At 67.5% G+C, this 16,403-nt stretch carries 14 protein-coding genes and 1 tRNA gene; 11 read left to right on the top strand and 4 right to left on the bottom strand.

What is annotated here, in order from left to right; translation table 11 throughout:
- Positions 1 to 173: 173 nt before the first annotated feature.
- Positions 174 to 1,820, top strand: a complete 1,647-nt coding sequence (locus F8S13_03280) for an ABC-F family ATP-binding cassette domain-containing protein (protein KAB8144873.1) — start codon at positions 174 to 176, stop codon at positions 1,818 to 1,820.
- Here the strand turns inward: F8S13_03280 and F8S13_03275 are convergent.
- Positions 1,817 to 2,056, bottom strand: a complete 240-nt coding sequence (locus tag F8S13_03275; GenBank protein KAB8144872.1) for a hypothetical protein — start codon at positions 2,054 to 2,056, stop codon at positions 1,817 to 1,819. The two genes, F8S13_03280 and F8S13_03275, sit on opposite strands and share 4 nt — an antisense overlap.
- On the opposite strand from F8S13_03275, the gene F8S13_03270 reads away from it, so the two are divergent.
- The 3 genes from F8S13_03270 to F8S13_03260 are packed head-to-tail and all read left to right on the top strand — an operon-like array spanning position 2,044 to position 4,734.
- Entirely contained in the window at positions 2,044 to 3,036 is a 993-nt protein-coding gene (locus F8S13_03270) for a DUF2520 domain-containing protein (GenBank protein ID KAB8144871.1), read from the top strand. The genes F8S13_03275 and F8S13_03270 overlap by 13 nt on opposite strands.
- 15 nt (positions 3,037 to 3,051) lie before the next feature.
- The gene (gene panB, locus F8S13_03265) at positions 3,052 to 3,885 is read left to right on the top strand and encodes a 3-methyl-2-oxobutanoate hydroxymethyltransferase (GenBank protein ID KAB8144870.1); all 834 of its coding nucleotides are present in this window, start codon (positions 3,052 to 3,054) and stop codon (positions 3,883 to 3,885) included.
- A 15-nt stretch (positions 3,886 to 3,900) separates the two neighbouring features.
- Positions 3,901 to 4,734 (top strand): pantoate--beta-alanine ligase, encoded by an 834-nt coding sequence (locus tag F8S13_03260; protein ID KAB8144869.1) that lies wholly within the window; start codon positions 3,901 to 3,903, stop codon positions 4,732 to 4,734.
- Here F8S13_03260 and F8S13_03255 read toward each other — a convergent pair.
- Positions 4,731 to 5,642, bottom strand: coding sequence for a P1 family peptidase (locus F8S13_03255; protein ID KAB8144868.1), 912 nt, complete (start codon positions 5,640 to 5,642; stop codon positions 4,731 to 4,733). The two genes, F8S13_03260 and F8S13_03255, sit on opposite strands and share 4 nt — an antisense overlap.
- 96 nt (positions 5,643 to 5,738) lie before the next feature.
- Between F8S13_03255 and F8S13_03250 the strand changes: the two genes are divergently transcribed.
- The 6 genes from F8S13_03250 to F8S13_03225 all read left to right on the top strand — a co-directional run bounded on the left by F8S13_03250 (position 5,739) and on the right by F8S13_03225 (position 12,320).
- Positions 5,739 to 5,813: transfer RNA gene (locus tag F8S13_03250), tRNA-Thr, on the top strand.
- Between the two features lie 294 nt (positions 5,814 to 6,107).
- Positions 6,108 to 8,204, top strand: a complete 2,097-nt coding sequence (locus tag F8S13_03245) for a phospholipid carrier-dependent glycosyltransferase (protein ID KAB8144867.1) — start codon at positions 6,108 to 6,110, stop codon at positions 8,202 to 8,204.
- A 229-nt stretch (positions 8,205 to 8,433) separates the two neighbouring features.
- Entirely contained in the window at positions 8,434 to 9,384 is a 951-nt protein-coding gene (locus F8S13_03240) for a basic amino acid ABC transporter substrate-binding protein (protein KAB8144866.1), read from the top strand.
- Between the two features lie 189 nt (positions 9,385 to 9,573).
- Positions 9,574 to 9,936 (top strand): MmcQ/YjbR family DNA-binding protein, encoded by a 363-nt coding sequence (locus F8S13_03235; GenBank protein ID KAB8144865.1) that lies wholly within the window; start codon positions 9,574 to 9,576, stop codon positions 9,934 to 9,936.
- Between the two features lie 87 nt (positions 9,937 to 10,023).
- Complete coding sequence (locus F8S13_03230) at positions 10,024 to 10,473, top strand: barstar family protein (GenBank protein ID KAB8144864.1); 450 nt, start codon at positions 10,024 to 10,026, stop codon at positions 10,471 to 10,473.
- 344 nt (positions 10,474 to 10,817) lie between these two features.
- Positions 10,818 to 12,320 (top strand): Ppx/GppA family phosphatase, encoded by a 1,503-nt coding sequence (locus F8S13_03225; protein ID KAB8144863.1) that lies wholly within the window; start codon positions 10,818 to 10,820, stop codon positions 12,318 to 12,320.
- Here F8S13_03225 and F8S13_03220 read toward each other — a convergent pair.
- Positions 12,317 to 14,791: a DNA translocase FtsK gene (locus F8S13_03220; protein KAB8144862.1), complete on the bottom strand. Its 2,475-nt coding sequence runs from the start codon at positions 14,789 to 14,791 to the stop codon at positions 12,317 to 12,319. The two genes, F8S13_03225 and F8S13_03220, sit on opposite strands and share 4 nt — an antisense overlap.
- A gap of 465 nt (positions 14,792 to 15,256) precedes the next feature.
- Here F8S13_03220 and F8S13_03215 point away from each other — a divergent pair, with 465 nt between their 5' ends.
- Positions 15,257 to 15,529 (top strand): GlsB/YeaQ/YmgE family stress response membrane protein, encoded by a 273-nt coding sequence (locus tag F8S13_03215; protein ID KAB8145237.1) that lies wholly within the window; start codon positions 15,257 to 15,259, stop codon positions 15,527 to 15,529.
- A gap of 67 nt (positions 15,530 to 15,596) precedes the next feature.
- Here F8S13_03215 and F8S13_03210 read toward each other — a convergent pair whose 3' ends face one another.
- The gene (locus tag F8S13_03210) at positions 15,597 to 16,334 is read right to left on the bottom strand and encodes a glycerophosphodiester phosphodiesterase (protein ID KAB8144861.1); all 738 of its coding nucleotides are present in this window, start codon (positions 16,332 to 16,334) and stop codon (positions 15,597 to 15,599) included.
- Positions 16,335 to 16,403: the final 69 nt, after the last annotated feature.

The raw sequence follows: 16,403 nt of genomic DNA, 5'->3' as shown, positions 1-16,403 counted from the left end.
GCCTGAGCCGACAGGCCAAAAGTGTGGTATGATACCGGCACCTCGCTCCGATGCCTCTTGATCGCGGCAGGCTGGTGTTCTTCTCGTAAGGAGCTGTTGATGAAGGGTGCATAGTTTTCCATTTCGCGCTGTTTCAGCATGCGGCCTCGCTGCGCCGCAGAAAAGGAGATACTATGCTTCAGATTCAACACCTACGGAAGGCGTACGCCGCCGCCACGGTTCTTTCCGATATCTCGCTTATCATCAACGACTCCGAGCACGTGGCCCTGATCGGCCCAAATGGCGCTGGGAAATCGACCCTGCTGCGCTGCCTGATCGGCGCCGAGCAGCCCGATGCGGGCACGATCGCGCTCTCGCCGCCTGGGCAGCGCATCGGCTACTTGGCCCAGTCGTTCGAGCACCTGGCAGGCCACACAGTGCGCAGCGCGCTGGCTCAGGCCCAGGCCGAGGTGCTGGCCGCCGCCGCTGCGGTGGAGCGCGCCGCCGAGGCGCTGGCCAGCGCGCAGGATCTGGATGCGGCTATGGCCGACTACGAGCAGGCCAGCGCGGCGTTCGAGGCCCTGGGCGGCTACAGCTATGAGCAGCACGCCGCCGAGGTGCTGGGCGGCCTCGGGCTGGATGGTATCGACCCCGACCAGCTCGCCGACACGCTGAGCGGCGGCCAGAAGACCCGGCTGGGCCTGGCGCTGCTGCTGCTGAGCCAGCCCGATCTGCTGCTGCTCGATGAGCCGACCAACCACCTGGATGTGGCCGCGCTGGAGTGGCTGGAGGGCTTCGTGCGCTCCTACCCGCGCGCCGCGCTGGTCGTCTCGCACGACCGCGCCTTCCTCGACCGCACCGTCACGCGCACGCTCTACCTCGACCCCGACACGCGCACAGTAGCCAGCTACACCGGCGGCTACAGCGACTTCGCCGCCGCCCGCGAGCGCGAGCGCGAGGCCCAGGAGGCCGCCTGGCAGGATCAGCAGCTCTACATCCGCGAGGTCGAGGCCGACATCCGCCGGGTGCGCGGCAGGGCGCAGTCGATCCAGAACGGGCCAAAGCGCGGGCGCGATTTCTACGGCGGGGTGTCGGCCAAGGTGGCGCGGCTGGCCCGCACCCGCGAGCGCAAGCTGGAGCGCTACATGAGCGACGCCGAGCGCGTGGAGCGCCCGCGCCAGAGCTGGGGCATCCGGCTCGACTTCGGCGAGCCGACGGGCGGGTCGCGCAGCGTGCTGCGGGTGGAGGATGTGTCCTTCGCCTACCCAGGGGCCGCGCCGCTGCTGCGCGATGTGGCCTTCGAGCTGGAGTACGGCGAGCGCGTGGCGCTGGTGGGGCCGAACGGCGCGGGCAAGACCACGCTGCTGCGGCTGATCACTGGCGAGCTGGCCCCCAGCGCAGGCGAGGTGCGGCTGGGCGCTTCCGTGCGGCTGGGCGTGATGGCGCAGCAGCAGGAGACGCTTGACCCCACCCGCACGGTGCTGGAGACGGTGCGCCGCGCCCGCGCGATGAGCGAGACCGAGGCGCGCAGCTTTCTGCACTTCTTCCTGTTTGGCGGCGACAGCGCCTTCCGCACAGTGGGCGTGTGCTCGCTGGGCGAGCGCAGCCGACTCCAGCTGGCGCTGCTGGTGCTGGCGGGCTGCAACCTGCTGGTGCTGGATGAGCCGCTCAACCACCTGGATATCGAGGGTCGCGAGCATTTCGAGCAGGCCCTCGATGCCTTTGAGGGCACGGTGCTGGCGGTCTCGCACGACCGCGCCTTCCTCAGCTCGTTTGCCGAGCGCGTGATCGAGGTGCACGATGGCGGCGTGCGCCTGCACGCGGGCGGCTATGAGGGCTAGCTTCCGCTGGCCAAGGCGGGCAGCGCTTCCACGTGTTGCCCGCTGACCTTTTCCCCCTTCGTATCTTCGTGGTAGAAAACAATTCCGCACATCCACAAAAATGTGGAAACCATGTGGATAAAGTCACTTTTTGTGGAAAACGCTATCACTTTTTTTGAGAAATATCCCGTCCCAATCGGGAAAAATCGACGAGCGCTGAGAACAAATCTTTCCACACCCTGCCATGTTGCGATCATGCGAAAGCCATGGTAGAGTATGCGCCTACTTTTCGAGAGCTATGCGGGCGTGGGCTGGTGCGCTGCCGGGGTGCGTGCTGCCCGCGCCTTTTGCCGCGCGGGGAGATGCTGTGGCCAGCTTGAGCATCGCGGTGATCGGGGCAGGGCGAGTTGGCGGGGCGCTTGGGCGGGCTTTGCACGCCGCTGGCTACCCCGTGGCCGCCGTGTGGAGCCGCAGCCCCGCGCACGCCGCCGAGCTGGCCAGCGCCACTGGGGCTGCTGTGGCCGCCACGCCACATGAGGCCGCCGCGTCGGCAAACCTAACGCTAATTGCGGTGACAGACACGCAGATCGCGACGGTGGCCAGCGCGCTGGGCGAAGCGCCTGCGGGCGCGGCGGCAGTGCACCTGAGCGGGGCCAACAGCGCGGCGCTGCTGGCCCCGCTGGCCGGGCGCGGCTGGCAGGTGGGCGCGTTCCACCCGCTGCAGACCTTCGCGGATGCGCATTCGCCGGTGCTGCCGGGCACTGTGTTCGCTATCGACGCGGCGGGGCCGCTGGCTGAGGATCTGGCCAGTGCGGCGCGTGCGCTGGGTGGCACGCCCCTGCCCATCCCGTCCGAGACGCGGGCCATCTACCACGCGGCGGCGGCCATGATGGCCAACTACACCGTGGTGCTGGCCGCCCAAGCCTCGGCGCTGCTGGCCGAGTGCGGCCTGCCGCAGCCCCAGGCGCTGGCCGCGCTGCTGCCGCTGCTGCGCGGCGCGGTGGAGAGCCTGGACCGCTTGGGCGTGCCCGCCGCGCTCACCGGCCCGATCGCTAGGGGCGATGCGGCCACCGTGGCGCGGCACCTCGATGCGCTGGCCAAGACCGCGCCCGAGGCGCTGCCGATCTACCGCACGCTGGGCGCGGCGGCGGTGCCGCTGGCCCGCGCCATCGGCGGCGACGCGCAGGGCCTCGATACGATCACCGAGCTGCTTCACCCCCCGCCGCACGCGGGCTAGCCAGGGTTCAACACCATGCGAACGAGCATCCTCGACATCCAGGCGATGAAGCAGCGCGGCGAGCGCATCCCGATGATCACCGCCTACGACTACACCTCGGCCCAGATGGTCGAGCGGGCGGGCATCCCGCTCATCTTGGTGGGCGACTCGCTGGGCAATGTGGTGCAGGGCCAGCCCACCACGCTGCCGGTGACGGTGGACGAGATCATCTACCACGCCAAGATGGTGGCGCGCGGCAGCCAGCGCGCCCTGGTGGTAGGCGACATGCCGTTTCTCTCCTACGCCAGCGCGGCGCAGGCGATGGAGACGGCCCGCCGCCTGATGCAGGAGGCCGGGGTGCAGGCGGTGAAGCTGGAGGGCGGCGCGCACGTGACTGCCTTCGTGCGGCAGCTCACCGCGTTCGGCGTGCCGGTGATGGGCCACCTGGGCTACACGCCCCAGTCCGAGCTGGTGATCGGGCGGCGCGTGCAGGGCAAGAGCGCCGACGCGGCCCGCCAGCTGCTGGCCGACGCGCTGGCGCTTGAGGAGGCCGGGGCCTTCGCGGTGGTGCTGGAGCTGGTGCCTGCCCCGCTGGCGGCGGCGATCACGGCGCGGCTGCGCATCCCCACCATCGGCATCGGCGCGGGGGCGGGCTGCGATGGGCAGGTGCAGGTCTGGCACGATCTGCTAGGGCTGTACGCCGACTACCAGCCGCGCCACGCCCGCCGCTACCTCCAGCTGGCCGACACGATCAGCGAGGCGCTGGGCAGCTACGCGGCGGATGTGCGCGCTGGCGCGTTCCCCACCGCCGAGCACAGCGCGAAGATGGATGAGGCCGAGCTACGGGCGGCGCTGGGCCAAGAGGACTAGGGAGGAGCGCGGGGCATGGAGGTTGTCGAGACGATCGCGGCGTTCCGCGAGGCGCGGGCCGGGCTGGGGCGCATGGGCTTCGTGCCCACCATGGGCTTCCTACACGAGGGCCACCTGAGCCTGGTGCGCCAGGCCAAACGCGAGCAGGGCGCGGCGGCGGTGAGCATCTTTGTGAACCCCACCCAGTTTGGCCCCAGCGAGGATCTGGCCCGCTACCCGCGCGATATCGAGCGCGACCTGCGGCTGCTGGCCGAGGCCGGGGCCGATCTGGTGCTCATCCCGGGTGTGGCCGAGATCTACCCGCCCGGCTACAGCACCTACGTGGCCGTCGAGGGCGTGACCGAGGTGCTGGAGGGCCAGCGCCGCCCAGGCCACTTTCGCGGGGTGACGACGGTGGTGTGCAAGCTGCTGAACATCGCCCAGGCCCAGGCCGCCTACTTTGGGCAGAAGGACGCCCAGCAGTGCGTGGTGGTGCGCCAGATGGCCCGCGACCTCGCCATCCCCACCGAGATCGTGATCATCCCCACCGTGCGCGAGCCGGATGGCCTGGCCATGTCTAGCCGCAATGTCTACCTCACCCCCGAGCAGCGCGCCGCTGCCGTAGTGCTCTCGCGGGCGCTGCAGGCCGCCGCCGAGGCCTACCGGCAGGGCGAGCGGCAGGCGGGCGTGCTGCGCCGCCTGGTCGAGGCCACGCTGGCCGCCGAGCCGCTGGCCGCCACCGACTATGTGAGCGTAGCCGACCCGCTGAGCCTGCGCGAGCTTGAGGACGTGGGCGAGCGCGGCGCGCTGGTGTCGCTGGCGGTGCGCTTCGGCACCACGCGCCTGATCGACAACGCGCTGCTGGGCTAGCGCGCCACGCTGCGGGCGATCGCCTCGGCCAGCAGGTCGGCGGCCACGCTGCCCAGCACGGCCAGGTTTACCCCCGGCGCGCTGCCGGTGGCGGCGGCGAACACGATGTCGCCGTCGAAGGGCGTGTGGATGGGGCGGATGGTGCGAGGCAGCGCGTCCTGCGCCATCTCGGCCAGCTTTTTGCAGCCCGCCTTGTCCAGCGGGGCGTCGGTGGCCACCATGCACAGCGTGGTGTTGCCAAAAGCCTGGATGGCCTCGGCGCTGCGGATGGCTCGCGCGGTGTTGATGAAGCTGCCGTCGTCGGCCCTGGCCCCGGCCAAGATCTCCTGGGTGTCGGGGCGGTAGACATCGCCGAAGGGGTTGGTAACGGCTAGCGCGGCCACCGTGGTGCCGTTTGGCAGCCGCGCGGCGGCGCTGCCCACGCCGCCAGGGCTGGCCCAGGCCGCCCCGCGCAGCTTGCCCACCAGCGCGCCCGCGCCTGCGCCCACACCGCCCTCGGGCACGGGGCTGGGGCTGGCGGCCTGGCACGCGGCGTAGCCCATGGCCGCGTCGGGCCAGCGGTCCGCCGCGCCCACGCCTAGGTCGAACAGCACGGCGGCGGGCACGATCGGCACCGGCCCCGCACCGGTGGGGAAGCCCCGCCCGCGCTCGCGCAGCCAGCGCATCACGCCATCCGCCGCGCCTAGGCCAAACGCGCTGCCCCCGGTGAGCAGGATCGCGTCCACATGCTGCACGGCGGCGGTCGGCGCAAGCAGGTCGGTCTCGCGGGTGCCGGGCGCGCCGCCGCGCACATCCACGCCGCAGGTGGTGCCGGGCGGCAGGATGATGGCGGTGCAGCCGGTGCGGGCCTCGGCGTCGTGGGCGTGGCCCACCAGGATGCCGGAGATGGCGGTCAGCGTCTGGTTCATGGTTTTTTCCTATCGTCTGGGTGACTTTTGGCCATACGGTACGCCAAAAAGCGGTTGACGGCAAACGCATCTCTATGCTAAAATGATCCCCGTTGCGCCGGCATAGCTCAGTGGTAGAGCAACTGTCTTGTAAACAGTAGGTCCTCGGTTCAAGTCCGAGTGCCGGCTCCATACGAAGCAGCAACCGTTCTTCTCAAAGATGGTTGCTGCTTTTTTGCGCCGCGCGCCGATCATCCATTTGGCTGCGGTAGCTCGTCCTTTTGGAGGTTGCTATGGCCTGTCGTTTTTTTATACAGTAGGTGTATGGGAAGCTATTCTGGGCAGATGGCGCGGCTGCGCGCTTTTTTTCTGCGCAGGGCCACAAAGGCTCACCCCAAGAGCATAGCGATACGCACCAGATCCTCCTGCCTGCCAGCGCTTTTCCCTGAGGCTTCTGTGCCCCGTACATTAAGGTAGAGCCGCGCTATGCCTTGGCCCAACAGCATGCATAATCCACCGATACACTCGATCCCCGCACGATCCACCCGCTCCCGCACGTGGCCGCGCGCGCGCGCCGCGCTGTGGGCTGCGCTGATCGCCTGCGCGCTGGCCGCCGCGCTGGCCCTGCGCCTCTACGGCATCGGCTGGGGCCTGCCCTACACCGACCACCCCGACGAGCCGTCGGCGGTGAACCGCGTGTTCGGCATGCTGCGCCACAATGACTGGAACCCGCGCTTCTTCGGCAAGCCCTCGCTGTTCTACTACGCCCTGCGCGTGGTCTTCGATGTGCACCTGCGCTATGGTGTGGCCACCGGGCTGTACCAGGGTATCGAGTCGCTGCCATCCACCACCGACCTGTATGTGACCACGCCGGGCTTCTTCGTGTGGGGCCGCGTGCTCACGGCGCTGCTGGGCACGGCCACGGTGGCGCTGGCCTATGCGCTGGGCCGCCGCTGGTGGGGGCGCTGGCCCGCGCTGATCGGCGCGGCGCTGCTGGCGGTCGCGCCCTTCCACGTGCGCAACTCGCAGTACATCACCCAGGATGTGCCGGTCACCTTCACCGCGCTGATCGCGCTGCTGGCTGCGCTGGCCCCGCTGCGCCGCCCGACGTGGCGCAGCTATGCGCTGGCTGGCCTGTGCATCGGCCTGGCCACATCCACCAAGTACAACGCCGCCATGGTGGCGCTAGCGCTGGTGGTGGTGCATGTGCAGGTATGGGGCTGGGCCAGCCTGCGCAAGGGCTGGCTGCTGGCCATGGCGGGCGCGCTGAGCCTGGCCGCCTTTGTGGCCGGCACGCCCTACGCCCTGCTCGCCCCCGAGGCGTTCTGGCACGGCGTGACCCACCAGTATGTGGCCTACAACCCCACCGGCGGCGGCGGCGACCTGATCAAGGACTGGCCGGTGCTGGAGTACCTGCAGTTCTTCTGGGAGAGCGGCCTGACGCCGCTGCCCTGCCTAGCTGCGCTGGTGGGCGTGGGCGTGCTGGTGGCGCGGCGCGACCGCGCCGGTCTGGCGGTGCTGGCGGTGGTGCTGTGCTACCCGCTGATGTTCCTGCCCCAGCAGATCCAGTTCTTCCGCAACCTGCTGCCGATCATCCCGCCGCTGTTTGTGTTTGCTGGCGTGGGCGTGGTGGCCTGCGCGCACTGGGCGCTGCTCCTGGGCCACCACGCCGTTCGCCGCTGGCCGGGGCTGCCGCGCGGGCCGCGCGTGGCCCGCCGCGTGCGGGCGCTGGCCCTGCCGCTGGTGGCGCTGGGGCTGGCCGTCCCGCCGCTGCGCGCCGCCATCGCCCAGGATACCTTCCACGCCTACCCGCACAGCAAGGTGCTGGCGGGCCGCTATGTGCGCCAGCAGCTCTCGCAGGGTGCGCCGCTGGCGCTGGCGCTCAACCACGCCCAGTGGGGCGACTGGCCCATGGCGGTGACGACCGAGGATGTGGCTGAGCACGATGCGGCTTGGTACCGCTCCCAAGGGTTCCGCTATATCGTCGCCGATGTGAAGAAGGCCAGCCCCGCCAGCTACCCGGCCCTGCGGGATGCCTCTACCGTGCTGCAGGTCTTCCCTGGCGAGGCCCAGGGGCGGCCCGGCACGCTGCTGGAGCTGCTTGACCTAGGCTCGCACCCCGAGGAGCTGGCCATCCAGCGCAGTGATGCGGCCTTCGGCACCATGCGGCTGCTGGGCTTCCAGGCGGCGGCGGGCGACCTGCGCGGGCGCTTCACCCCGCTGCACGGCCCAGCCCAGGTGCAGCCCGGCCAGGCGCTCCAGCTGAACCTCTACTGGCAGCCCGCCGCCGCGCTCGACCGCGACTACGCGATCTTCCTGCATCTGGTGAACCAGCAGGGGCAGACGGTAGCCCAGCGCGACACGATTATTCGCGCCGACGACTACCCCACCTCGCGCTGGCGGGCTGGCGAGCTGGTGGTAGATCTGGCCGATCTGCCGATCGAACCCGAGCTGCCCAATGGCCGCTACCGCCTCAACATCGGCGTGTACGACATGGCTAGCGGCGCGCGGCTGCCCCTGCCCGGCAGCGCCGATAGCTCGCTCGATCTGCTGACCGTCGAGCTGGCTGGGCGCTCCAGCTGAGGCAGAACGCCCCTAACGGAAATACAGGCGCGCTGGCGGCGCAGATCTCCGCGATAGGCTCGGCCTGGCACACAACCTGCTTTGACAGCGGGGAATCTGGGTTTATAATACGCGCACCCATACGGTTCTGGCCCCCAGGCGGGGCCAGATGCGATGAAGCAGTATTGCGGCCCCGTGCGCGATACTGTTTTTATATTCTGTCGTATGAGGCAAAAGGAGCAGATTCCCTATGCGAAAGAACGCTTTCCTGCCCACCATCCTGCTGGCTGGCCTGCTGGCCGCCTGCGGGGCAAGCAACACCAGCACCACCGCCACCTCGCCCGCCCGCTCGACGGTCGAGGCGGCGATGACTGCCGCTGCCGCCACCGAGGCCCCCGCTGCTGAGGCCACCGCCGAGGCGACGGCTGCCGCCACCACCGAGGCATCGGCCACCGCCGAGGCCACCACCGAGGCATCGGCCACCGCTGCCGCCGCCCCCGTGGCCGACCTGAAGGGCCGCAAGGTGGTGGTCGGCACCGACGCCAGCTACCCGCCCTTCGAGTCGGTCGACCAGGCCACGAACGAGATCGTCGGCTTCGATATCGACCTGCTCACCGAGGTTGGCAAGCTGATCAACGCCGACTTCGAGTTCCAGAACGCCTCGTTCGATACGATCTTCACCGCGCTCCAGGCCAAGCAGTTCGATGCCGTGGCCTCCGCATCCACCATCACCGACGAGCGCAAGCAGATCGTCGACTTCTCGGACCCCTACATCGATGTGGGCCAGCTGGTGGTGGTGCAGGCCGCCAACACCACGGTGAGCAGCTACACCGATCTGCCCGGCCTGGATGCCGTGGGCGTGCAGACCGGCACCACCGGCGAGACCGCCGCGCTGGAGGATGCCAAGGTTGAGGATGCCAAGCTGAAGCGCTACCAGACCATCGACCTGGCCTTCGCCGACCTGGCCAACAACGCTGTGGACGCGGTGGTGGCCGACGGCCCGACCGTGGGCAACTACACCTCGCAGCCGCAGTACGCGGGCAAGTTCAAGATCGTGGGCGAGGCCTTCACCACCGAGAGCTACGGCGTGGCCCTGCAGAAGGGCGACACCGAGCTGCTGGGCGCGATCAACGCCGCGCTGAAGGTGCTGAAGGAGAACGGCACCATCGATCAGCTGCGCGCCAAGTACAACATCAAGTAGCGCCCCGCACCGAAAGGCCCCACGCGATGTTCACGAGAGCGTCGCGTGGGGCCTTTTTTGTAAACAAAACCTGCAAGTTTTGCACCAGTTTCTGCACAGAAATAGACAAAATTTTACCTTTTGCCTTGCCCTAGCCAGATAAGCGCATTATACTGAATAGGCGGAGAGCCAAACATCGGAAACGTCGCTATGACACTGCAAGACCAATGGGTGCGAACCTATCTACAGAGCAAAATAGGATCTGCCGAAACCTTCCCCTTCGGCCCAGATCCTGTGGTGGCGAAGGTGGGCGGCAAGATCTTTGCGCTCCTTTCCTGCACCCAGCAGCCTCAGCAGCTCAGCCTGAAGTGCGACCCGATCGACGCCCAGCTGCTGCGCGACACCTTTCCCGCCGTCATCCCAGGCTACCACCTGAACAAACGACACTGGAACACCATCATCCTCGACGACAGCGTGCCCGACCACGAGCTGCGGATGATGATCGACCAATCGTATCGGCTTGTGGTGGCCGCCCTACCCCGCGCCGAGCGAGCAAAGCTAGCGCTGCCGTAAGACCCTAGGCGTGGCAGAATGCGCGTATCGCTCTATCTCACCCTGTAACTGTTATTAGATTGCCTGATATTGATGTAAGGATGCGCTATGATCGCACTAGATGAGCTTTGGAACAGAAGCCTAAAGCCGGATCTCTACCACCTGAGCGCTCGGCGCTACCCCGATCGGCTCTTTTCCGAGGCGAGCGAGCACGGGTTTCGCTGCTTTCTGATCGATGGCCGGAAGGCTGGCGACAAAAAGGCTTTTCTGCAGACGTGCTCCGAGGCCATCCAGGCACCGCAGACCGCAGATCAGACATGGCAGAGCCTGGCCGCCAACCTTGTCGACCTGTCGTGGGCACCCTCGTCGGCCTACCTGCTGTTCTTCGACCGCGCCGAGATCATCGCCGCCGACCACCCCGACGACTGGAAAGAGGCCAAGAAGATCCTAGTCGACACAGTGAGCACGTGGCACGCGCGCAACATCCCCTTCTACGTGTTCCTACGTGGCTCGGTGGCCACTATCGGCCTCAATCGCTACCCGCGCACCGCCAGCTAGGCGATGGCGCGCGCCAACCGGCAGAGCATATGGTACGCCATATGCTCTTTTTTTCTCCCCCGCTCGGGGGCACGGGGCTTGCCACAGCCCAGCGCGCCCACATGCGCCCGGACTACGCCGCTATTTGTGAGGCCGTGCTGAATACGTTAAAATATTTTGGGAACACATGAGAAAAGGGGGCAGCGCATGCGTCGGACTCTGTTCTTTCTAGCGGCGCTCGGTCTTGCTGGCTATATCATCGGTCTGAACCGCGCCCTGCAGGCGGCAAAGCTGCGTGGCGACATGTACCGCGACATCGCGTCGCGCCTCGACCAGCGCGTGGTCGAGCTTGGGGGCACGCACTGATGGCGGAGCGCATTGGCGTGATCGACCTTGGGTCGAACACCACGCGGCTGGTGGTGCTGAGCTACACGCCCCACCACTCATTTAAGCTCACCGACGAGGTTCGCGAGACCGTGCGATTGGCCGAGGGCATCGGCGCGGATGGCCGTATCCAGCCCGCCGCGATCGACCGTGGTGTGGCGGCCATGCGGCTGTTTGCCAACTACTGCAAGTCGGTTGGCGTCGACCGGATCGTGCCGGTGGCCACCAGCGCCGTGCGCGAGGCCTCGAACCAGGCCGAGTTCTTGGAGCGCGTGGAGTACGAGGCGGGCCTGAAGATGCGCGTGCTCTCGGCCCAGGAGGAGGCCTACTACGGCTACGTGGGCACGGTGAACGCGCTGCCGCTGGACAACGCCTTCCTGATCGACATCGGCGGCGGCAGCACCCAGGGGACGATGATCCGCGCCCGTGGGTTTGGCCAGTCGTTTAGCCGCCCGCTCGGCGCGCTGCGGATCTCGGATCGCCACATCCACTCCGACCCAATCACCGCCAAAGATTTCAAGGCGCTTGAGCAGGCCGCCGCCGACACCTTCACCGATATCGACTGGTTTAGCGCGTCCCAGGGCGCGACGCTGGCCGGAATCGGCGGTACCATTCGCACCCTGGCCGAGATCGACATGAAGGCGCAGCGCCACCCGCTCGACCGCGTGCACGGCTACGCGCTACGGCTCGACCGGCTGGAGCAGCTGATCGAGCGGCTGCGCGGCATGACCACCCGCCAGCGCGAGGATGTGCCCGGCCTCGGGCGCGACCGCGCCGACCTGATCTTGGGCGGGGCGGTGATTCTGCGCCACCTGATGCGCCAGGGCGGCTTCGAGTCGATTGTGGCCAGCGGCTACGGGCTGCGCGAGGGGCTGTTCTTCGAGCACCTGCTGGTGGGCGAGAACCCGCCAGTGCTGGGCGATCAGCGCGCATTCAGTGTGCTGAATCTGGCGCGGCTCTACAGCTACGAGTCGATCCACGCGGCCAAGGTGCGCGAGCTGGCCACCTCGCTATTCGACCAGCTGCAGTCGCTGCACGGCTTCGGCCCGTGGGAGCGCGAGCTGCTGGGGCATGCCGCGCTCATCCACGATATCGGCATCACCATCGGCTACTACGACCACCACAAGCACGGCGAGTACCTGGTGCTCAACTCGGCGCTGCTGGGCTTCTCGCACCGCGAGGTGGTGATTTTGGCCCAGCTGGTGCGCTCGCACCGCAAGGGCGACATCCTCACCGAGCCATACCAGGCCGTGCTCGACCCGAGCGACCGCGACCGGATCGCCAAGCTGGCCGCGCTGCTGCGGATCGCCGAGCACCTAGAGCGGCGCAAGTGCCAGGTCATCCAGCAGATCCGCGTGGAGATCGGCGATCCAGTGCGGCTCTACACCACCGCGCTGGGCGATGCGTCGGTGGAGATCTGGGAGGCCAACCGGCGCACCGCGCTGTTCCGCAAGGCCTACGGGCGCGGGATCGAGATTATCTAGGCGTCGTCGCCGCGCACCAGCACCTCGCGCGAGCGCCCGTCGTCGGGCGGGCCGACGATGCCCTGCTGCTCCAGCAGGTCGATCAGCTGCGCGGCCTTCGAGTAGCCGATGCGCAGCCGCCGCTGGAGCAGCGAGGCCGACGCGCGGGTGTGCTGCTTCACCAGCTTGATTGCGGCGGGCAGCAGCACATCCTGCTCATCCACGGTGAGGAACTCGCCCAGGCCTGCCGCCGCGCCGCCCGCCGCGCTGTCGGCCTTCTTCTCGCCCGCGTCGCTCTCCTCCTGCTTGGGCGGCTGGGCCATCCGCCAGAAATCCACGATCTTCTCCACCTCGCTGTCCGACACAAAGGTGCCCTGCACGCGCACGGGCTTCGAGCCATCTACCGCGAGGTAGAGCGCGTCGCCACGCCCAAGCAGCTGCTCGGCGCCCTGGCTGTCGAGGATGACGCGCGAGTCGATCTGCGAGGTGACGGCGAAGGCGATGCGCGAGGGGAAGTTGGCCTTGATCAGGCCGGTGACTACATCCACCGAGGGGCGCTGCGTGGCGATGATCAGGTGGATGCCGGTGGCGCGGGCCATCTGGGCCAGGCGGCAGATCAGGGTCTCCACCTCGTCGGGGGCCATCATCATCAGGTCGGCCAGCTCGTCGATGATGATCACGATAAAGGGCATCGGCTCTAGGTCGGCGCGCTTGCGGGCGGCCTGGCGGTAGCTGTCGAGGTTGCGGAAGCCGTACTTGGCGAACACCTTGTAGCGCCGCTCCATCTCGCGCACGGCCCACTTGAGCGTGGGCACCACCCGCTCTAGCTCGGTGACGACTGGCGAGAGCAGGTGCGGGATGCTGTTGTAGACGATCAGCTCGACCATTTTGGGGTCGACCATGATGAACTTGAGGTCTTCGGGCGTGTGCTTGAGCAGCAGCGCGCAGACAAACGAGTTCACCGCCACCGACTTGCCCGAGCCAGTCGCGCCGGCCACCAGCAGGTGGGGCATGCGCTCCATGCCTGCGATCACCGCCGAGCCAGAGACATCCTTGCCCAGCGGCAGCTTGAGCTTGTGCTTGGATCGGTCGAACTCGCTGCTCTCCATCACCTCGCGCAGGCTCACCATAGAGATCTGCGAGTTGGGGATTTCGATGCCGATGGTGTTCTTTCCTGGGATGGGGGCCTCGATGCGCAGCGAGGATGCGGCCAGGGCCAGCTGCAGATCTTTTTCCAGCGTGGTGATCTTGCTCACCTTCACGCCCACGGCGGGCTGCAGCTCGAATTGGGTGACCGCCGGGCCAGTGTTGACGCCCACCACCTGCACCTCGACCTTGAAGCTCTGCAGGGTCTCCTCGATCAGGCGGGCCTTGTGCTTCAGCTCATCCACGCTCACGGTGGTCTCGGGGTAGGTTTCGAGCATGCCGAAGGTGGGCAGCGGCCAGGCCTGGTGCACGGCGGGAACATCGAAGCCATCCAGCGCCTCCTGCACGGTCTCGGCGGCGGCGGGCGGCGTACCCTTGGGCGTGGCCGGGGTGGAGAGCAGCTCGTCCAGCACGCTCTCGCTGTAGGATGTAGGCACGGGCACAGGCGCGCCCTTTTTGCCGGGGCGGGCCTTCTGGGCCTCCTTGGGGGTGGGCATGTCCTTGGGCTTGGGCCGTGCGGTGCCCTCGGGCCGGTTGAACAGGCTGGCGCGGGTGGGGCGGTCGGCGATCGGCGTGGGCACGATCTCGTCCTCATCCGCTGCGCCGGGCGGCGGCACGAAGGGCGGCGGCCCAGCCAGGGCGCGCTGGCGCTGGGGCAGCTGCTTGGGCATCGGATCGGCCACGGTGTGCACCGTGGCCATGCCCGCGCCGCCCCATACGGTGGCCCAGAATCGCGCCATGCTCTCGCCCATGCCCACCACCAGCTCGCGCAGGGTGATGTTGAAGGTGAGCATCACCCCGGCCAGCCCCACCACGCACCAGAGGATGAAGGCGCTGGGCCTGCCGATCAGGCTGGCCGTGCCATCCAGCAGCACAAAGCCTGCGGCCCCGCCGCCTTGGCGGAACTGCTGGTCGATCACGGTGGGGTCGGGGGTCTGGTCGCGCACGCCGATGGTGAACTCCAGCAGCACCAGCAGCGCGGCCAGCACCATCAGCGTGCCCACGATGGTCGCGCCGGTAAACTTCAGATCCTCGTGGCGCTCCTGCCAGAGGATGGCGATGCCCAGCAGCCCCAGCGAGAGCGGCACGAGCAGCGAGCCCCAGCCCAGCAGGTGCTGGGTGGTGTTGATCCATGTCTCGCCGATCATGCCGCTTGAGCCGGAGATATAGAAGACAATGGTGATTGCCGCGATGGTGATCAGGAACAGCGCGAAGAACTCGCGCTGGTGCTCGGGGCTGAGCTGGATCTGCGGCGGGGGCGGGAGCGAGTTCTGGCGGGCGCGCGGCGCGGCCTTGCGGGCCTTGCTCCCGGTTGTCTTGCGGGCGGTTGTGGTGCGCTTTGCCATTCCTCACTCCATAGGGGTATCAACATAACGGGGCTGCCCGTCAGATTATAGCACATATGTTGTTATTTGCAGGCTTTTGGCTTGCCAAAGGCCTAGTTTGCTCGTGCCGGCCTGTGGTGTCGCCAGCTGCTGGCGCTACCATTGTAGGCGATTTTAATGAAAAAAACATGAATCGGCGATTTTGCTAGTTGCAAATCGGGGATGCTTGGATTATGATGGTCCCCAAGTACCCCCATCTCTATTGATTTTGCTGCGGCCACGCTCGCCGCTTCTCGCCCTGTGGGCGATCGTGGTTCACCCTGCCATCGATGATGCTGGCAGGGTTGACGCCATTTTGGGGCCTGCTGCGCAGCGCCCCCATCCTCCACTTTTTCTCTAGGCTGTATCTGGTGGCACGCCAGTTGCTTTTAAGTGCTGCGGAATGATGATACAGCTTTTTTCATGAACTCGTGGAGGACTTCAATGATCAACTTTATCCTGTGGCTGCTGTTCGGCGCTCTGGTCGGCTGGCTTGCGAGCCTTGTGATGCGCACCGACGCCCAGCAGGGCGCGCTGCTCAACATTGTGGTCGGTATCGTGGGTGCCTTCGTGGGCGGCCTGCTGTTCAGCATCCTGCCGGGGTCGAGCGTCAACATCAACGATGGCAGCTTCAGCCTGTGGTCGCTCGTGGTGTCGTTCATCGGTGCGGTGGTGCTGCTGGGCATCGTGAACATGTTCACCCGTGGCCGTGTCCGCTAGCTATCTGGCCTTACTGGCCATACCCCCAAGATCAACGGTGATCTTGGGGGCTTTTTTGCGCCCTGGGCTAGGCGCTGGCGGCCTTGGCCGCGCGCTCGGCGATGATGCCACGCAGCACATCGGGCGTGTCGGTGATGATGCCATCCACATCGAGGTCGAGCAGTCGCTGCATCATGGCGGGGTCGTCCACCGTCCACACGTTCACCTGGATGCCAGCGCGGCGCACCAGCGGGATGATCTGCTGGAGCAGCGGGATCTGGTGGGCCGGGTGCCAAGCGGCGCAGTCGTAGGCCCGCAGTGCGGCGAAGGGCCAGCTCTCGCGCAGCCGCACGTCGATCTGGTAGGTCTGCGTGCCCATCAGGTAGGCGCGCGGCAGGCTGGGCGCGGCGGCGGCCAGCTCGGCCAGGGCCTCGGGCTCGAACGAGGAGAACAGCACCAGGTCGCCCGCGCGCTCCTGTCGCACCACATCCACCACCTGCGCGCCGATCCCGGCCTGCTTCAGCTCGATGTTGAGCCGCAGGCCCTTCTCGCGGGCGAAAGCGCAGACCTCGGCCAGGGTGGGCACCCCGGCCCCCTGGATGTCGAGCGACCGCATGTCGGCCAGGGTGCATGTGTCGATCCGGCGCTGGATGCCGTTCCAGCGCTCGGTGGTCTCGTCGTGGAAGACCACGAGCGTGCCGTCGGCGGTGGCCTGCACATCCAGCTCGGCCATGTCGGCACCCTGGGCCACAGCGAGCTCGAAGGCGGGCATAGTATTCTCGGGCGCGTAGGCGGATGCGCCACGGTGGGCGATTACGAGTGTCATAGCGATCGATCATCCTCTGTCTGACGGAAGGGCTGGCGCCCAGATTATACCGCCTAGCCGCGCAAGCTG

This window comes from Chloroflexia bacterium SDU3-3, from assembly GCA_009268125.1.
Lineage (GTDB): Bacteria > Chloroflexota > Chloroflexia > Chloroflexales > Roseiflexaceae > SDU3-3.
Note: the sequence above shows the minus strand (reverse complement) of the source record. Positions and strands in the feature narration are given on the sequence as shown.

Bases quoted from the DNA above. Each gene is read 5' to 3' on its own strand.
- F8S13_03220 (KAB8144862.1), bottom strand. From the start codon at position 14,791: ATGGCAAAGCGCACCACAACCGCCCGCAAGACAACCGGGAGCAAGGCC.
- F8S13_03240 (KAB8144866.1), top strand. From the start codon at position 8,434: ATGCGAAAGAACGCTTTCCTGCCCACCATCCTGCTGGCTGGCCTGCTG.
- F8S13_03255 (KAB8144868.1), bottom strand. From the start codon at position 5,642: ATGAACCAGACGCTGACCGCCATCTCCGGCATCCTGGTGGGCCACGCC.
- F8S13_03245 (KAB8144867.1), top strand. From the start codon at position 6,108: ATGCCTTGGCCCAACAGCATGCATAATCCACCGATACACTCGATCCCC.
- F8S13_03280 (KAB8144873.1), top strand. From the start codon at position 174: ATGCTTCAGATTCAACACCTACGGAAGGCGTACGCCGCCGCCACGGTT.
- F8S13_03210 (KAB8144861.1), bottom strand. From the start codon at position 16,334: ATGACACTCGTAATCGCCCACCGTGGCGCATCCGCCTACGCGCCCGAG.
- F8S13_03235 (KAB8144865.1), top strand. From the start codon at position 9,574: ATGACACTGCAAGACCAATGGGTGCGAACCTATCTACAGAGCAAAATA.
- F8S13_03230 (KAB8144864.1), top strand. From the start codon at position 10,024: ATGATCGCACTAGATGAGCTTTGGAACAGAAGCCTAAAGCCGGATCTC.
- F8S13_03270 (KAB8144871.1), top strand. From the start codon at position 2,044: ATGTTGCGATCATGCGAAAGCCATGGTAGAGTATGCGCCTACTTTTCG.
- F8S13_03260 (KAB8144869.1), top strand. From the start codon at position 3,901: ATGGAGGTTGTCGAGACGATCGCGGCGTTCCGCGAGGCGCGGGCCGGG.
- F8S13_03225 (KAB8144863.1), top strand. From the start codon at position 10,818: ATGGCGGAGCGCATTGGCGTGATCGACCTTGGGTCGAACACCACGCGG.
- panB (KAB8144870.1), top strand. From the start codon at position 3,052: ATGCGAACGAGCATCCTCGACATCCAGGCGATGAAGCAGCGCGGCGAG.
- F8S13_03275 (KAB8144872.1), bottom strand. From the start codon at position 2,056: ATGATCGCAACATGGCAGGGTGTGGAAAGATTTGTTCTCAGCGCTCGT.